Source organism: Myxococcus sp. CA056, from assembly GCF_013336715.1.
Taxonomy (GTDB): Bacteria; Myxococcota; Myxococcia; order Myxococcales; family Myxococcaceae; genus Myxococcus; species Myxococcus llanfairpwllgwyngyllgogerychwyrndrobwllllantysiliogogogochensis.
The window spans coordinates 176,006-192,215 of record NZ_JABUMT010000018.1 but is presented as its reverse complement, the minus strand read 5'-3'; the positions used below and the strand labels follow the sequence as shown (position 1 = coordinate 192,215).

At 67.0% G+C, this 16,210-nt stretch carries 9 protein-coding genes; 3 read left to right on the top strand and 6 right to left on the bottom strand.

From position 1 onward, the window contains the following. Nucleotides 1-383: 383 nt before the first annotated feature. The 3 genes from HUA76_RS45900 to HUA76_RS40265 form a co-directional block, all read right to left on the bottom strand. On the bottom strand, nucleotides 384-584 hold the full coding sequence (locus HUA76_RS45900; protein ID WP_254614784.1) for a hypothetical protein: 201 nt from the start codon (nucleotides 582-584) through the stop codon (nucleotides 384-386). Next, on the bottom strand, nucleotides 568-1,440 hold the full coding sequence (locus HUA76_RS40270; RefSeq protein WP_254614783.1) for a TIGR02996 domain-containing protein: 873 nt from the start codon (nucleotides 1,438-1,440) through the stop codon (nucleotides 568-570). Before HUA76_RS40270 ends, HUA76_RS45900 begins: the two co-directional genes overlap by 17 nt. A 270-nt stretch (nucleotides 1,441-1,710) precedes the next feature. Further along, the gene (locus HUA76_RS40265; RefSeq protein WP_254614782.1) at nucleotides 1,711-3,474 is read right to left on the bottom strand and encodes a family 43 glycosylhydrolase; all 1,764 of its coding nucleotides are present in this window, start codon (nucleotides 3,472-3,474) and stop codon (nucleotides 1,711-1,713) included. Nucleotides 3,475-3,996: 522 nt separating this feature from the next. On the opposite strand from HUA76_RS40265, the gene HUA76_RS40260 reads away from it, so the two are divergent. Next, on the top strand, nucleotides 3,997-5,916 hold the full coding sequence (locus HUA76_RS40260; RefSeq protein ID WP_174463877.1) for an FG-GAP-like repeat-containing protein: 1,920 nt from the start codon (nucleotides 3,997-3,999) through the stop codon (nucleotides 5,914-5,916). 327 nt (nucleotides 5,917-6,243) lie between these two features. Next, nucleotides 6,244-6,612, top strand: coding sequence for a glutathione S-transferase N-terminal domain-containing protein (locus HUA76_RS40255; protein WP_174463876.1), 369 nt, complete (start codon nucleotides 6,244-6,246; stop codon nucleotides 6,610-6,612). Between the two features lie 419 nt (nucleotides 6,613-7,031). On the opposite strand, the gene HUA76_RS40250 is transcribed toward HUA76_RS40255, so the two are convergent. Further along, complete coding sequence (locus tag HUA76_RS40250) at nucleotides 7,032-7,619, bottom strand: TetR/AcrR family transcriptional regulator (RefSeq protein ID WP_174458323.1); 588 nt, start codon at nucleotides 7,617-7,619, stop codon at nucleotides 7,032-7,034. A gap of 177 nt (nucleotides 7,620-7,796) precedes the next feature. Here HUA76_RS40250 and HUA76_RS40245 point away from each other — a divergent pair, with 177 nt between their 5' ends. Continuing rightward, a complete protein-coding gene (locus HUA76_RS40245) occupies nucleotides 7,797-9,563 on the top strand; it encodes a CocE/NonD family hydrolase (RefSeq protein WP_174463875.1) in 1,767 nt (588 codons plus the stop codon). 220 nt (nucleotides 9,564-9,783) lie between these two features. On the opposite strand, the gene HUA76_RS40240 is transcribed toward HUA76_RS40245, so the two are convergent. Together HUA76_RS40240 and HUA76_RS40235 are read right to left on the bottom strand one after the other, a co-directional pair. Next, on the bottom strand, nucleotides 9,784-12,612 hold the full coding sequence (locus HUA76_RS40240; protein ID WP_174463874.1) for a M20/M25/M40 family metallo-hydrolase: 2,829 nt from the start codon (nucleotides 12,610-12,612) through the stop codon (nucleotides 9,784-9,786). A 62-nt stretch (nucleotides 12,613-12,674) separates the two neighbouring features. Beyond that, the gene (locus tag HUA76_RS40235) at nucleotides 12,675-16,178 is read right to left on the bottom strand and encodes a pyruvate carboxylase (protein WP_174458326.1); all 3,504 of its coding nucleotides are present in this window, start codon (nucleotides 16,176-16,178) and stop codon (nucleotides 12,675-12,677) included. Nucleotides 16,179-16,210: the final 32 nt, after the last annotated feature.

Sequence of the window (16,210 nt, the reverse complement as noted above, 5' to 3'; positions counted from 1 at the left end):
CTGCCAATGGTGAGGCGCGTGATTCAGCCTCTGCTGCTCCAGCAGATTGGCACCTGCCCGCTCTGCAACAGGGCCATCAACCCCAGAGCGCCGCCTGAGCAGCCCTCACGGATGTGACCAAGTCGTAATAGCCCGCGAGTGCCTGGGCACCGAAGAGGCCCAACCCCAGGGCGATCAAGCGAGGAATGAATGCAAGGAACGAGGCAACGCGCACAGGGATTCTCCGTTCAAGACGTGTGTGCCGCCGAGAGGGGCCGGCCCGACTCGATGACAAAGGGGATACGCCGCCAGCCTTTGGCTTCGGTCGTATCCCTTTCACGGTTTGTCGATGTGCGAGGTGCTTCCGCGATTGCTGAAAATTCGTCCCTGACGAGACCTGGCCGCTACTCGCCCACCGCGACGTAGCGCTCATCCTCGTCGTAGTTGCGCTGGTTGCCCGCCGCCACGGTGTCCGCCAGCTTCGCCACCAGCTTCGCCCCCTCCGGGGTGAGCGTGTTCTCCGTCACGTCCAGGTGCTTGAGGTGTTTGAACGCCTCGGCATTGTCCGCGAGCACCTTCGCGCCCAGGTCAGACAGACAGCCCATGGACAGGTCCAGCTTCTCGAGCTGGGGGAGCACCTTCGCGGTGGGCAACGCCTTCGCCAGCTCGTCCGTGAACTCCGCGTTGCACAAGCCCAGGGCCTTGAGGGCTGGCAATGGACTTGACGACCGCCAACGGCAGACGCCCTGTCTCGAGGGTGAAGTCGCGCAGCTCTGGCAGGTCCATTTCGCCCAGGTCCAGGGCCGCGCCGCGCAGCCGCAGCGAGCGCAGGTGGGGCAGCGCCGCGTAGAGCCCCGAGACGCCGTTCAGGTAGGTCCAGGAGATTTCCAATTCCCTGGGGTAGTCGAAGTCGCCGAGGAAGAGGCTCTGAATCGTCGATGAGCCTTTGGCCTGGATGATGGCCTGGGTGACGTCTTCGTAGTCGTTCCCCCCGTCCGCCGTCACGATGCCGACGGTGAGTGACTTGAGGAATCGCGCGGAGGGGTGGGCAAGCAGCGTCGACACCGTCTCCGATACATCGAGCGTGGAGTTGAATTCCTTGCGACCCACTCTCGCGGCGCGGATGAACCCCAGGTGCCACTCCAGCGAGAGTTCCTCATCGGCCCACGGTGTCGCCAGCGAGCCGAGCAGCAGCGCCTGGTGCTTCTGGATGAGCGCCGTCACCCGGCGTTTGAGGTCGCTGGCCTCCGCGCCTTCGGCCTTCGATGCCGCGTGCTGGAGCGCGATGAGTTCACCGCGTGGGTCGCCCTGGCTCTGGAGCCAGTCTCCATAGACGAGGTACGTTTCTACGTTGTCCGGGTCCTTGAGGAGGGTGGCTTCGAACTCCGGATTGGATTTGCCCTCCGGCGTGCTCTCGCTGAACTCGTTGGAGCTTGCTTCCTCGACCTCGTCCCGCGCCATGGCTGTCCACTCCCGCGCCGAACGTGGCGCGCCTCGGACCAGACGCTAGTGAGGTGGACCGTCACATGGCGAGGAGAACAGCGCCCCGGTGAGATATCTGGCGCCATTCTCCTCATGACCGCAGTCACCGTCGGGGCGCCTGCTGCGTGCCTCCTGGAGCCAGCACCTCCCTGGGAAATCAATGGGTTGCGAGGCCGTCCTGGGGAGGCATGTGTGGGCCTCCGGGTGGCATCGTCGTGCCTGCGCACCCGGAGGGGAGCTACAGGCGGCTCAGGGGATGACGATGTGCGAGTGCATGCCGCGCCCGTCGTATGGCGTGGCGCCGCAGCGGGCACGGGCCCAGTCGCCATTCACCGCGGAGCAGATGCGGAAGGCCTGGATGTTGGAGGAGGGCACGTTGATGCCGGGTGTGTCGCAGCGTCCCAGGTAGGTCCAGGAGAGGCTCTTGTTGACGGAGTTGACGCCGATGCAGGGGCCAATCCACGCGCCGGTGTCTCGTCGCTGCACGTCGATGGAGTACTGGGCGGTGGTCTCCTCCTCGCTCCAGCTCAGGTCCACGAAGGGCGTGTAGCCACCCGGCAGATCCAGGGTGACGTCGTCGGAGATGCCGTCATAGGCCCGCTCGACGAAGGGGCCCCAGACGTTGTTGTTCGAATAGAAGATGCGGAAGGCGGCGATGTCGCCTTTGGTCACCACGCGGTCTCCAGCGCTGCGGCACACCCCGTCGAAGACGGTCTTGTTGGCCTGTCCCAGGACGGCCACGGAGAGGCACGGGCCAACCACCGTGCCGTCGCGCAGCACGACGTCGAGCGAGTAGCTGTACCCGGTCAGCTTGTTCCACCGGACGTTCACCTGGTTGAGCGAGTGCAGCGAGCCGTCCGGCTTGAAGGCGACGCGTTGTTTGTACGTGCTGCGCGAGGTGAGGTTGCCCGAGGCGTCGAAGGCGCCGACGTGGAAGACGTTGAAATACTCACCCCGGCGCTCGACGATGACGTTGTGGCCGTGGCTCTGCACCAGCCTGCCAGCGGTGTTGCGCAGGGGCTGGGAGAGTCGCCGCACCGCCCGTGCTCGCGTGAGCTGGGGGATGGAGTCTCCCATCACATAATACATGGCGTACTGGCTGTTGTACCAACCACCGCTGAGGAGCAGGTAGTACTGGCCGTTGCGCTTGAAGACCTCGGGGGCCTCGTTGATGCCTTCCTCGTAGGCGGGCGTCGAGAAGATGGCCGGGCCCGCGTGGTTGTAGACGGTGCCGGGGGCGGCGGTGTTGAAGGAGGAGATGTTGTTGCCCCGGTCGAACCAGACATAGAAGAACCAGCGGCCCGATGTGTCATTGAACGTGGCCGAGTCGATGCGGATGTTCCGGTTGCAGCCCTGAGGCAGGCACCCGGTGCCGGTGGAGGTGCGAGGCCAGGTGGTGTTGGCGTTGATGGGCTGGGGCGCGCCGAACTGGAGGTTCAGGTCGGGAGCGGTGGCCACGAAGGTGGTCACCTCCTGGCCGGACGGAGGACACGCGGCGCCGTTGGGGACCCGGTGCGCCGAGAAGTACAGCTGGTACACGCCTTCGTATTTGCCGAGGTCCGGGGCCCAGAGGAAGCAATAGTCATACACGGGGTCGGCCACGGACGGGTCATAGGAGCGCTTGAGCTGGAAGCTCGTCAGGTCTCGCGTCTCGTAGATGGGTAACTGCCACCCGTTGCCGGTGCCGGACAGGAAGAACAGGTCATCGTGTTCCTTGTAGACGTCGGGGTCCGCCATCCCCGGGACGAGCAGTGTGCGCCGTCCGTAGTCGCCACCGCGCGTGGCGCAGGCGGCGTCGGTGAAGCCCTCGTCACAGATGCAGCGCGCGGTGCCTGCCTCGTCACGACAGACGCCATGACCGCTGCAGGTGACGCCGTCGCAGACGCCAGCGAGGGCGTGCGATGTCGAGTGAGCCTCTTGTTTGGGCTCCAGCTCCGGTGACGATTCACCCCCACATCCGACGAAGACCAGGAAGAGCGCGGACAGCGAGACGACGACACGTGCGATGTGCATGGACTTCCTCCTGGGAGCAGCGTCGCAGGAAGGAGGCATCGGATCATGCATCTGTAGAAAGAGCGCCTCTCGTCATCCCGCTCGGTCCACGGGACGCCCCGGACGTCGGGTGTGATCCCACGCTCCTCGGACATGAGATCAGACCTTCTCGAAGAAGGCGATCAGGCGGCTCGTCACCTCTTCGCCTTCGTCTCCACACGAAGGGACGTGCGGGCAAGACGCCCAAGGACGTCTGCGTCGTCGGGGCGCTGCCCACCTGCGGGCGACTCAGCGTCGAATCTGTGATGGGTTTGTGCTGACTCATGCATGGTTTGGCTGTGCGAAACTACGGGCATTGTGCCGAATCGGCAGGAATCTTACCGCGGTCATGAATTGGTAATTGACAGGCCACCATCGGGGCGTTATAAATTTCACTGCGGGTGAATAAAAACAGCCCGCGTTCAACGTCAGTCTAGCTTGGTGCCCGCGAGCTCCGCGCAAGCCGTCGCGAGGCCGTGGTGCGTCCTTTCAGGGGGGAACTCAATGAAACACAAATCAATTTCGCTCGTCATCATGATCACGGGGGCCGGTTTGCTCGGCCTCATCGGCGGTTGCAGCCCGATTTCCGTCGAAGACAATGACGCGTACGTCGGTTCGGCCGACTCCGCCCTCACCGCCGACCAGTGCGACTACTTCGACGTCAATGGTAAGGTCCATATCTGCCACAAGACCAGCTCGACGACTCATCCCTACACAATCGTCCGTGTTAGCGAGCAGGCGTGTATCAACGCGCACAGCGCTCACGACGGCGACTACGTCACCAGCCTCGACCCGACCTCGCCGATCTACGACCCGACGTGCAGCGGCCAGGGCTGCCTGTCCGTGAACGCGCCGTGCGACGCCACGGTCCCCTGTTGCGACGGCCTCACGTGCCAGAGCGGCACCTGCGTCGACGTCAACGAGTGCGTCGCCGGTACCGACAACTGTAGCGAAAACGCCACCTGTACCAACACCGTGGGCTCCTTCACCTGCGCCTGCAATGCGGGCTACGAGGGCGACGGCGTGACCTGCACCAACATCGACGAGTGCGCCGCAAGCCCCTGCCTGAATGGCGGCACCTGCATCGACGGCGTGGGTAGCTACACCTGCGAGTGCGCGCCTACCTACGAGGGGCCCAACTGCCAGGATTGCTCCGGCACCCTCGGGGACTGCAACGGGGACTCGTCCGACGGCTGCGAGGTGAATCTCCAGAGCGACGCCGATAGCTGTGGCGCCTGCGGCATCGTGTGCGCGACGGGCCAGATCTGCTCGAACGCCACCTGCCAGGCCGCCCCCCCCGGCCAGGTCCCCGGCACGCCGGTCAGCACCCCCGCGAACCACAACCCGCTGGCCCCGGCGGTCGCCGATGTGAATGGCGACGGCAAGCTCGACATCCTGGTGGCCAACGCCGAATCGGGGTCGATCCTGTTCCCCTCTGGCTCGCTTTCCGTTTTCCTGGGGAACGGCGACGCCAGCGTCCAGCCGGAGGTCAACTACGGGAGCGCCTCGCTCTCCAGCAACGCGGTCGTGGCCGTGGACGTGGACGGCGACGGGTGGCTCGACGCCGTCACCGTCAACGGACAGACCAACCTGCTCCTCATCAACGGAAACATCAGCGTGTACAAGAACCTGGGTCCGAGCGCGCCCGGGACCTTCGGCGCGCCCACGAGTTTCACCACCGGCACCCCGGGCTCCGTCCACCTCTGCACCGGGGACTTCAATCACGACGGGGTGGCTGACATCGCCACGACAAGCGTGACCCTGAGCCAGGTGAGCGTGCTCTTCGGTACCGGCGCGGGCAGCTTCGGCGCGCCGACGTTCATCGGCATCCCGAACACCGGCGGCGCGCAGTCGACCATCGCCTGCCGTGACCTGAACAGCGATGGCGTCTCCGATATCGTGGTGACGAGCCCCGCCAGCGCACGCCTGTCGATCCTCATCAACCAGGGCGACGGCTCGTTCGCCGCACCCGTCGCCTACAGCAATTCCGCCAGCGGCCAGACGGCGGGCATCGCCTTCGGTGACGCCAACGGCGACGGCACGCTCGACATCCTCTCGAACGGCGCGGCCGGCCGGTTCCTCTTCTTCTTCAGAGGGAACGGCAATGGCACCTTCGCGAGCGGCGTTCAGTCAACCGCCGCGGCCAATACGGCCGCCAACTCGGCGCTGGGCGTCGTGGCCGATGACTTCAATGGCGATGGCAAGCTCGACGCCTACATCCTCGTGACAGCGGCCTCGGGCGGCGTCCGCCCGATGACCGGCAACGGCAACGGAGGCTTCACCGCGGGCGCCGTCGTCACGACCGGCGCCTCGCCTGGCCTCAACGCCATCGCCACCGCGGACATGGACGCGGATGGGTACGCCGATCTCATCCTGACCAACAGGGGCTCCGGCACCGTGACCGTGGTCCCGAACGGACTCTGAGGAGCTGTCCGCGATGCCGCAATGGGGCGGTGTGCCCTGATTTCAGCGCGGTCTCGATAGGAGAATCGGTGCGCCGCGTGTTTCGCGCGCGGCGCACCGGGTGAGAGTCCCCTGTTCGAGGAGCTCCGCAATCGGCCGGCCTCCTGAAAGCTGCTGACGGGCAAACGGATACGGTAGGACCGGGCATGCAGCGCGCCGCAATCCGATTGTGCTCACCACGGGCATCGCGAAGAAGGGTGAACGCTTGGTGGGGGTGTCCCCTCGGTATGCGTGCGAGCTCGAGAGCGGAGGCTGGAGAGGGGTGCCCGCGAGAAGTAGGGTGGGCGCATGCTCAAGATCGACAGCTTTTCGCGAGTCGACAAGATGGCGCGCGGCATCACGCGTGACCTGCGCGTGAACTGGGCGCTCGAAGAGATCGGAATGCCATACGAGATCGTGGGCATGGATCACCCCAACCACGACCTGGACTCACCGGAGTTCCGCGCGAAGAACCCGTTCGGGCAGCTTCCCGTGAACGACGACAACGGCGTCGTGGTCACCGCCATCTTCCGGGCCATCCGCTCCTTCGGGGTGCGTCCCGCGGGCAGACGGCCGCTGACTTTCGGTGGCGCTTCCCCATGCTTCTGGCGGCCGGTAGCGATGGATGGCTCGACGCCAACTGACTCCAGCCAGTGGACATTCTTCGCGGAGAAGTAGCCTGCGTCCGCGCTCAGCTTTCGGGGCACCGCTTCGAGGTGGGCGGCTGCCCGGTCCAACATTGAGCATCCTCATCCCCGGCCGGGCAAGCCCTCGCTACGAATACCGCGACAGGCTCTTCGCTGGATGAGCACGTATCCTGGAGAGTTCATTCCGTCGGCGGGAATCCATGTCTGGCAATGCAAGTCATAGGCCTTCATCCGTTCAAGGAGCGCGTCCTTCACCCTGTTCTCGTGGCCCGTGACGACTTGGACCTTGAACCAGTTCTTTGCCATGACGCCTTGCCATACTTGGTGGACTCGCCGCACGCAACGCGGGCCCCTCCCGCACTGTTAATCATGCAGCCTTGGAAAGAGCGCCTCTCGGTCAACGGGACGCCCCGGGCGTCGGGTGCGATCCCACGCTCCTCGGACATGGGCTCAGACCTTCTCGAAGAAGGCGACCAGGCGGCTTGCGACGAGCTCACTGTCGAGGTCACGGTCGATGCTGACCCTGACCACGAAGCCTTGAACGGCCGTGACGACGGCGTCGGAAATCTCGTCCGCGGCAGTGTCCGGATTCCTCGTTCTTGCTCGCGCGGGAGCCTGACACCAGGGCAGCAACGCTGACCGCACGAGTGCGCGAAACTCGATCACACTGTCCCGAGCGATCTCTTCAATCTCCGCGTCGCGAGGCACGTCCGCCCATATCTGAAGGAGGGTCTGCGCGTGCGCCTTGTCGCTCCTCGACCGCAGCAGGTGCGCGAGGACGCTGGCGGGAGTGCGCTCCGCGGGCAGCTCGTCACTCACCGTCGCGACCAGCTCGCTCAGCGCCATCGAGGCGGCGAAGCGCAAGAGCTCGGCCTTGCTCGAGAAGTGCGAGTAGACCGAGCCGGCGGATGAGCCCGCCTCGCGGATGATGTCCGCCATCGAGGTGCTGGTGACGCCCTGACGAGCAAAGCAGCGCATGGCTGCAGCCGCGATGCTCTCGCGCCGCCGCTGCCTCGAACCTTCGCTCAGCTTGGGCATGACGGAAGATTAATCCCACTCACGACAGATTCGTCACACCTCCGTTCGACTTGACAAACAGAATGAACGTTCTTTATGTCGAGGAGGCCGGGAGCGCGGATATCCATGTCTGCGGGCCCGAAGGACGAGGACCGGCACGGGGCTGGTCCCTGGTTGAAGAGACACGAGGAGTTCGTCATGAGCGATGACCAGAAGGTGTTCGTACCGTCCCAGCCGTTGAAGCCGGGCGCCAGGTACGGCGTCTTGAGTGGGTTCGAACCAGGCACGCGAACCCTGCCGGCCGGATTCAAGATCGCGCCCCCGTTCCAGTCGGTGCCGGTCGAAATCGTCCTCGAGAAGGACGTTGCCGTCACCTTGAGGGACGGCGTGAAGATCTACGTCGATGTGCTTCGCCCCGCCGGAACGCAGAAGGTGCCGGTCATCGTGGCATGGAGCCCGTACGGGAAGGGCCAGGGGACCTCCCCGAGCGTGATGGGCATCTTCCAGATGGTCGGGCTCGACAACGGGATTGTGTCGGGGCTGGAGAAGTTCGAGGGGCCGGACCCGGCGTACTGGTGCGCGCGGGGCTACGCGATCTGCAATCCCGACATTCGGGGCGTGGCCGAGTCCGACGGGGACAGCGTCATCTGGGATCGCCAGGAGGGACGCGACTGCTACGACCTGATCGAGTGGCTGGCCGTCCAGGAGTGGTGCACCGGTAAGGTCGCGATGAGCGGGACGTCCTATCTCGCGGTGTCGCAGTGGTTCACCGCCGCCGAACAGCCCCCGCACCTCGCGGCGATCAACCCCTGGGAGGGCGTCAGTGACGTCTACAGGGACCTCGTCCTGCGCGGCGGCATGCCTGACACGGGGTTCGCGAGGCAGCTGCAGGACAACAGCTACTGGGGCAAGGGGCGCAAAGAGGACCTCCTCGCGGAGGCCGAGCGGTATCCCCTCATGACCGAACTGTGGGAGAACAAGATCCCGCGCTTCGACCAGATCACCGTTCCGGCATACGTGGTGGCCAGCTACTCGAACACCCTGCACACGGCGGGCACGTTCCGCGCATGGCGCCGGATGGCCTCGAAGGAGAAGTGGCTCCGCATCCACAACTCCCAGGAGTGGCCCGACTACTACGACGAAGCGAACAGGGAGGAGCTGCGCCGCTTCTTCGACCGCTACCTGAAGGGCGAGGACAACGGGTGGGAGCAGACGCCGCGCGTCCGGTACTCCGTCCTGGATCTCGAAGGCGGCGATCAGGTCGCGGTCGGTGCGGGCGAGTTCCCCCCGAAGGACGTCACGCCGACGAAGTACTACCTCGACGGCCGCTCGCGCGCCTTGACCACGACAGCCCCGAGCGCTGAAGCGACGGTGGTCTACGACGTGAGCTCCAACCCCGATGCGGTGTCGTTCATCACGCGCTTCGACAAGGAGACCGTCCTGGTCGGCTACCCGAAGGCGTACCTCTGGGTCGAAGCACGCGGCTCGGACGACATGGACCTCTTCATCCTCGTCCAGAAGCTCGATGCGTACGGCACGCCACTGCAGCAGTTCACCGTACCCAACCAGAGCGCGCTGGTGCAGGACATCACCGAGCGCGGCGCCTCGATTCTCCGGTACAAGGGCTCGGACGGACGCCTGCGGGTCTCTCTGCGCCACCTGGACGAGACGCTGTCGACCGATGCGGTGCCCGCCCACAGCTTCGACAGGGTCGAGAAGCTCTCACCTGGTGAGGTCGTCGAGGTCGAAATCGATCTGCTCCCGATCGGCCTCGCGTTCCACTCCGGCGAACAGCTCCGCTTCGTCATCAGCGGCAGGAGCCTTCTGGGAACGATGATGCCCGGAATCCGCGAGTACACGCCTGCCAACAGCGGACAGCACGTCGTCCACACCGGCGGCAAGCACGCCTCCTATCTTCAACTGCCCGTCCAGGCGAGGCGTCAAGGAACGGCAGTCAAGGGGTGATCGACCCAACGAGAGACGATGGCTTTTGGCTGTCGACCTCGTGTCCGTTCCCACTGTCTTGCTTTCAAGCTTCGGCCCGGACCTGGTCCGTGGGGTTGAGTCCCGCTGACTCAGGTGCAGCGGAAGCACCACGGGCCCGGGGCGTCCTGCTGGAACGCCATCCGGGCCCGCGCTGTGATTCACCTTCCGGGGCTCTACGCGAGCCCCAATACAAATCAGCTCAGCGAGGGCGCTTGCTCTCCTGGAACGTCACCTCGAGCGGGACTTCCTTGCCCTCGCGCAGCACTCGCGCCTCCACCGTCTCACCCGGCTTGGAGGAGTTGAGCACGAACATCAGGTCCTCCACGCCGCCGATGACGTGCTTGCCCAGTCGCACGAGGATGTCACCCCGCAGCATTCCAGCCTGGTCCGCCGCGCCTCCCGCGCGCACTCCCGCGAGCAACATGCCCTTCTGCCCGTTGGGCGGGCCCGCATAGTCAGGCACCGTGCCCAGCGACGCGTTGAAGCTGCGGAGGTCTCCGCGCGGAGTGGGGGAGGGGACCTTGTGATACGTCAGCGCCGCCGTCCCATCCAGGCCCACCGTCACTGCCGACACGATGCGCGCCACCTGCGCGGTGCCTACCGCGTTGATGCCCTCCACCGTGTCCGTGGGCTTGTGGTAGTCCGAGTGCGCTCCCGTGAAGAAGTGCAGCACCGGCACGCCCGCCGCGTAGAAGGGCGAGTGGTCGCTCGGGCCGTACCCGTCACCGCTCGGGTTGCAGGTGACGCGAGCCTCGTCGCACGCGCGCGCGAGCAGCGGCCCCCACTCGGTGGCGGACTCGGCGCCCAGCACCGACAGGCCACCGGACCGCAGCCGGCCCACCATGTCCAGGTTCAGCATCGCGGTGACCTGCTTCATCCCCGCGTCCCCTCGCTGCCGGGTGAAGTGCGTGGACCCGAGCAGGCCCGTCTCCTCACCGGAGAACGCGAGGAAGAGCACGTCGTGCTTCAGCTCGGCGCGGCGCTCCTTCAGCGTGCGGGCAATCTCCAACAGCGCCGCGACGCCCGAGGCGTTGTCATCCGCGCCGCCATGCGCCTCGTGCCGATCCGGCATCAGAGAGCCACGTCCGCCGAAGCCCAGGTGGTCATAGTGCGCGCCCACCACGACGAGGCCCGGCAGCTTGCCCTCGCCCGCCTCCAGCACCGCCGCGACGTTGAAGGCCGCGCGCTGCTCGAACTCGAGCTTCACGTCCACCTGCGCGTCCACGCGCTTGCGCGCCACCAGCTCTCCCATCACCGGCTCCATCGCCGCGCGCTTCACCACGACGACCGGGAGCCCCGCGTCGCCCACGCCCTCGGGATGCAGGACGGGCAGGGTGGCCTCGGGAGGCATCCGCCACTCCTTGGGCGCGGGCGTGGGAGCCTGGGGCCAGTCCACGACGATGAGCGCCTTCGCGCCACGTTGCGCCGCCTGCCAGGCCTTGTAGCGGAGGTCACCGAAGCGGCGCTGCTTGTCGGTGTCGGAGAACTCGGGGGCGTCCGGGACGAAGCGGCGCACCACGACAATCTTCCCCTTCACCGACAGCTTCGCGTAGTCGTCCACCTTGAGCGACGGCTCCACGATTCCGTAACCCGCGAACACCAGCGCGCCCTGCGCTTGTCCCTGCCCGGAGAAGCCGAGCACCGTGTACGCATCCGTCGGGAGCACCATCTTCCCGAGTCGCACCTGGGTCCCCGCTCCGGGCTGCACGGCGGTGGTGACGGGGAACGCCTGCCGGAACGTCCCGGTGTCACCCGCGGGCGTCAGGCCCAGCTCCTGGAACCGCGTCTCGATGAGTCCTCCGGCGGCCTCGATTCCCTTCGTGCCGATGCCCCGGCCCTCCTGCGCGGGCGCCGCGAGGAAGGAGACGTCCTCGCGGATGCGGTCCGCTGCGGCCGACGGCGCACCCGAGGCCGGCTTCACGTCATCCACCCAGCGGGCGATGAACAGGTTGGTGTCGCTCTTGCCCTGCGCGGTGGCGCGGTTGCTGGAGAAGGCCAGCCACTTGCCGTCCGGCGAGAACATGGGGAAGCCGTCGAAGCCCGGCGCATACGTGATGCGCTCCAGGTTGGAGCCGTCCACGTCCACCGCCCAGATGTCGAACTCACGGCCCTTGGGGTCGCCGTGGTTGGACGCGAACAGGATGCGCCGGCCATTGGGGTGGAAGAAGGGTGCGAAGGCGGCGCCGTTCAGCCAGGTGATCTGCTTCGCCTCCGAGCCGTCCGCGTTGGCCACGTACAGCTCCAGCTTCGTCGGCCGCACCAGTCCGCGCTTGAGCAGCCCCTGGTAGTCGTCCAGCGCCTTGCCGGCCTGCGGACGCGACGCGCGCCACACAATCTTGGAGCAGTCCGCGTTGAAGAACGCGCCGCCGTCATAGCCGGGCGTGTGCGTCAGCCGCTTCACGTTCTTCCCGTCGCGGTCCATCCGGTACAGCTCCAGGTCGCCATCCCGCACGGACGTGAAGATGATGGAGCCGTCCTTGCCGCAGACGGTGCCCTCCGCGTCGTAGCCCGGCGTCTCCGTCAGCCGCGTCAGCCCGCTGCCATCCGCGTTCGACTTGAAGATGTCGTACGTGTCGTACAGGGCCCAGACGTAGCCCATGGAGTGGTCGGGCTTGGGCGGGCACGCCTCGCCACCCAGGTGCGTGGAGGCGTAGATGACCGCCTGGTCGCCGGGCAGGAAGTGCGCGCACGTCGTCGCGCCCTGGCCGCTGGAGACCGGCGTCACCGTGGCGGCGGCGCCGCTCGTGGGGTCCACCGCCATCCGGTAGATGCGGTCACACCCCATGCCCTCGTGCCGGGCCTGGAGCGAGAGCTGCTTGCCGTCAAAGGACCAGTAGGCCTCGGCGTTCTCTCCGCCGAAGGTCATCTGCCGCAGGTCCGCAAGCCGGACTTCTTCCGGGAGCGCGGGCACCTGGGGCGCGGTGCCAGCGGGGCCGGAGCTCGCCGCGGTCTCGGAGGTCGACGGCGACGTGTTGGAGGGAGTGGCGCAGGACACCAGGGCCAGGAAGGACAGGAGTGCACGCTTCATGGGGCGCGACCATGTCAAAGGCCGCGCCCACACTCAACGGCCGGCTGTTCCTTCTCGCGGCCCTACTGGAGCACCGCGAGCAGGTCTCCGCCCTGGACGGAGGCCTTCAGCGTCGTCGCCACCTCCGCGACGGTGCCCGCGCGAGGGGCGCGCACCACCGTCTCCATCTTCATCGCCTCCAGCGTGACGAGCGGCGCACCCGCGTCCACCTTGGCCCCCGCCTTGATGTGCACGGCGATGACCGTGCCCGGCATGCTCGCGGCGACGTGGTTGGGATTGGCGCGGTCTGCCTGACGGCGCGACTCCACGCGAGCCGCGCGGCTGCGATCCCGCACCTGCACCGTGCGGTTGTGGCCGTTGAGCGCGAAGTAGACGGTGCGCAGGCCGTCCTCGTCCGGCTCGCCCACCGCGGACAGGCTGATGACCAGCGTCTTGCCCGGCTCCAGGTCCACCCAGATCTCCTGGCCCACCTCCATGCCGTAGAAGTAGTTGGGCGTGTCGAGGATGGAGACGTCCTCGTAGCGCGCGGCATCGTCCAGGTAGCCCGCCATGACGCGCGGGTAGAGCGCGCTGGAGATGGCGTCCACGCGAGACAGCGGCTGGCCCGTCTTCTTCGACAGCTCGGCGCGCAGGGCCTCCAGGTCCAACGCGGGGAGGCTCGCGGACGGGCGGCCCTCCACGCGCGGCAGGCCCTTGAGCACCGCGGCGCGCAGGTCCTCGGGGAAGCCGTTGGGCGGTTGGCCCAGCTCGCCCCGGAAGTAGCCCACCACGCTGGAGGGGAAGTCCAACCGGGGCGCCTCCGCGATGAGCTTCACGTGCGTCAGCGTGGCGGCCTCCGCCAGCGTGGGCGCGCGCACCATCAGGTCGTTCTTCAGGAGGAAGATGGCGAAGTCGCCCACCATCTTCGACGACGGCGTCACCTTGGGGATGTCACCCACCAGCACGTTGACCAGCGCGAAGGCGTCCTTCACGTCGTTCCATCGGCTGAGCAGGCCCATCTCCGCGACCTGCGGCCGGAGGTTGGAGTACTGACCGCCCGGAATCTCGTGGTAGTAGACCTCGCTCGTCGTGCTCTTGAGGCCGCTTTCGAAGGGGGCGTAGTACTCGCGCACGTCCTCCCAGTAGTTGGCGAGCGGCTGCAGCCGTGCGTTGGCCAGGCCCGTCTCACGCGGATGGCCGCGCAGGGCGCTCACCAGCGCGTTGAGGCTGGGCTGACTGGTGAGGCCCGCCATGCTGCCCAGGGCCACGTCGACGATGTGGACCCCGTGCTCGATGGCCTCCAGGTAGCTGGCGATGCCATTGCCCGCGGTGTCGTGCATGTGCAGGTGGATGGGCAGCTTCGTCACCTCGCGCAGTCGGTCCATCAGCATGGCCGCCGCGCGCGGACGCAACAGGCCCGCCATGTCCTTGATGCACAGGAAGTGCGCGCCCGAGTCCTCGATGCGCTTCGCCAGGTCCGCGTAGTAGTCGAGCGTGTACTTCTTGCGCTTGGGGTTGGCGACGTCGCCCGTGTAGCAGATGGCCACCTCCGCCACCTTGCCCGTCTTGATCACACGGCGGATGGACACGTCCATGCTGCCCAGGTCGTTGAGGCTGTCGAAGATGCGGAAGACGTCCACGCCCGCCTCGGCCGCCTCGTCGATGAACGCCTCCACCACGTTGTTCGGATAGCTGGTGTAGCCCACGGCGTTGGCGCCACGCAGCAGCATCTGGAGCAGCAGGTTGGGCGCCGCGGCCTTCAGCGCCCGCAGCCGGGCCCACGGGTCCTCGTTGAGGAAGCGGTACGCGGTGTCGAACGTCGCGCCGCCCCAGCTCTCCAGGCTGAACAGGTCCGACGCCAGGTGCGCCGTGGCGGGGGCCACCCGCAGCACGTCCCGGGTGCGCATGCGCGTCGCCAGCAGCGACTGGTGCGCGTCCCGCATCGTCGTGTCCGTCAGCAGCACGCGCTTCTGCGCGAGCACCCACTCGGCCAGTCCCCGAGGACCCTTCTCCGCGAGAATCTGCGCGGTGCCTCGGGGCGGAGGGCCGGGAGGCGCCACCGGCAGGCGCGGCTCCATGAACTGCGTGGGCTTGAGCCGCTGGTGGCTCTTGATGGTGGGGTGGCCGTTGACGATGACCTCGGCCAGATAGGTGAGCAGCTTGCTGGCGCGGTCTCTCCGGGGCGCCAGGTGGAACAGCTCCGGCGTCTCGTCGATGAAGCGCGTGTATGTCTTGCCCGCCTGGAAGTCGGGGTGGTGCAGCACGTTCTCCAGGAACGGGAGGTTCGTCTTCACGCCTCGGATGCGGAACTCGCGCAGGGCGCGCTGGCCCTTCATCACCGCGCCCTGGAAGGTGGGCGCGTAGGCGATGACCTTCACCAGCATGGAGTCGTAGAACGGGGAGATGTGCGCGTTGGTGTAGCCGTTCGAGCCATCCAGGCGGATGCCGAAGCCGGTGGCCGCGCGCCAGGCGGTGATGACTCCCGCGTCCGGCATGAAGTTGTTGGACGGGTCCTCCGTGGTGACGCGCAGCTGTACCGCGAAGCCTCGTGGCTGGATGGACTCCTGCGAGGGGATGCCCACCTCGGGCGAGTCCAGCGCGTGGCCCTCCGCGATGCGAATCTGGCTTTGCACCAGGTCCACGCCCGTCACCTGCTCCGTGACGGTGTGCTCCACTTGGAGTCGTGCGTTGCACTCGATGAAGTAGAAGTGGTCGTCGCCGACGAGGAACTCCGCCGTGCCCGCGCTGCTGTAGCCCGCCTCCCTCGCCAGCCGCACCGCCGCGTCGCAGATGGCGTGCTTGAGCGCCGGGGCCAGGTTGGGCGCGGGAGCGATCTCGATGACCTTCTGGTGCCGCCGCTGCACCGAGCAGTCGCGCTCGTGCAGGTGGACCAGCTGCCCATGCAGGTCTCCGAGCAGCTGCACCTCGATGTGCCGCACCCGCTCCAGGAACTTCTCCAGGAACACGGCCGAGGAGCCAAAGGCGCTCTTCGCCTCCGAGCGCGCCGAGGCGAGCGCCGCCTCCAGCTCCTTCTCCTCGCGCACCACGCGCATGCCGCGCCCGCCGCCGCCGTGGGCCGCCTTCACGAGCACCGGGCCGCCGTGCGTGGAGAAGAACTCCCGCGCGCGGGCCAGCACCTGGGCGTCGTCACCCTCCAGCGTCGTGCCCGGCACGGTGGGCACGCCCACCTGCTGCGCGAGCGCCTTGGCGGCGACCTTGTCTCCCATGGTCCGCACGACGGCGGAGCGGGGGCCGATGAAGCGGATGCCGCGGCGCTCGCAGGCCTCGGCGAAGTCGGCGTTCTCCGACAGGAAACCGTAGCCCGGGTGGATGGCGTCCACCCCGGCTCGCTCCGCCACGTCGAGGATTTCGTCGATGCCCAGGTAGGCTTCCACGGGGCGCTTGCCGTGACCGACCCGGTAGGCCTCATCGGCCTTGTGGCGGTGCTCGTGCGTCCGGTCCTCGTCGCTGTAGATGGCGACGGTGCGGATGCCAAGCTCGTTGCAGGCGCGAAACACGCGGATGGCGATCTCACCGCGGTTGGCGCACAGCACTTTCTGGATGGGTCGGATGGGGGCGGAAGCCATGGCTGGGTAGAGGGGATAGGGCGCTTCCCCCT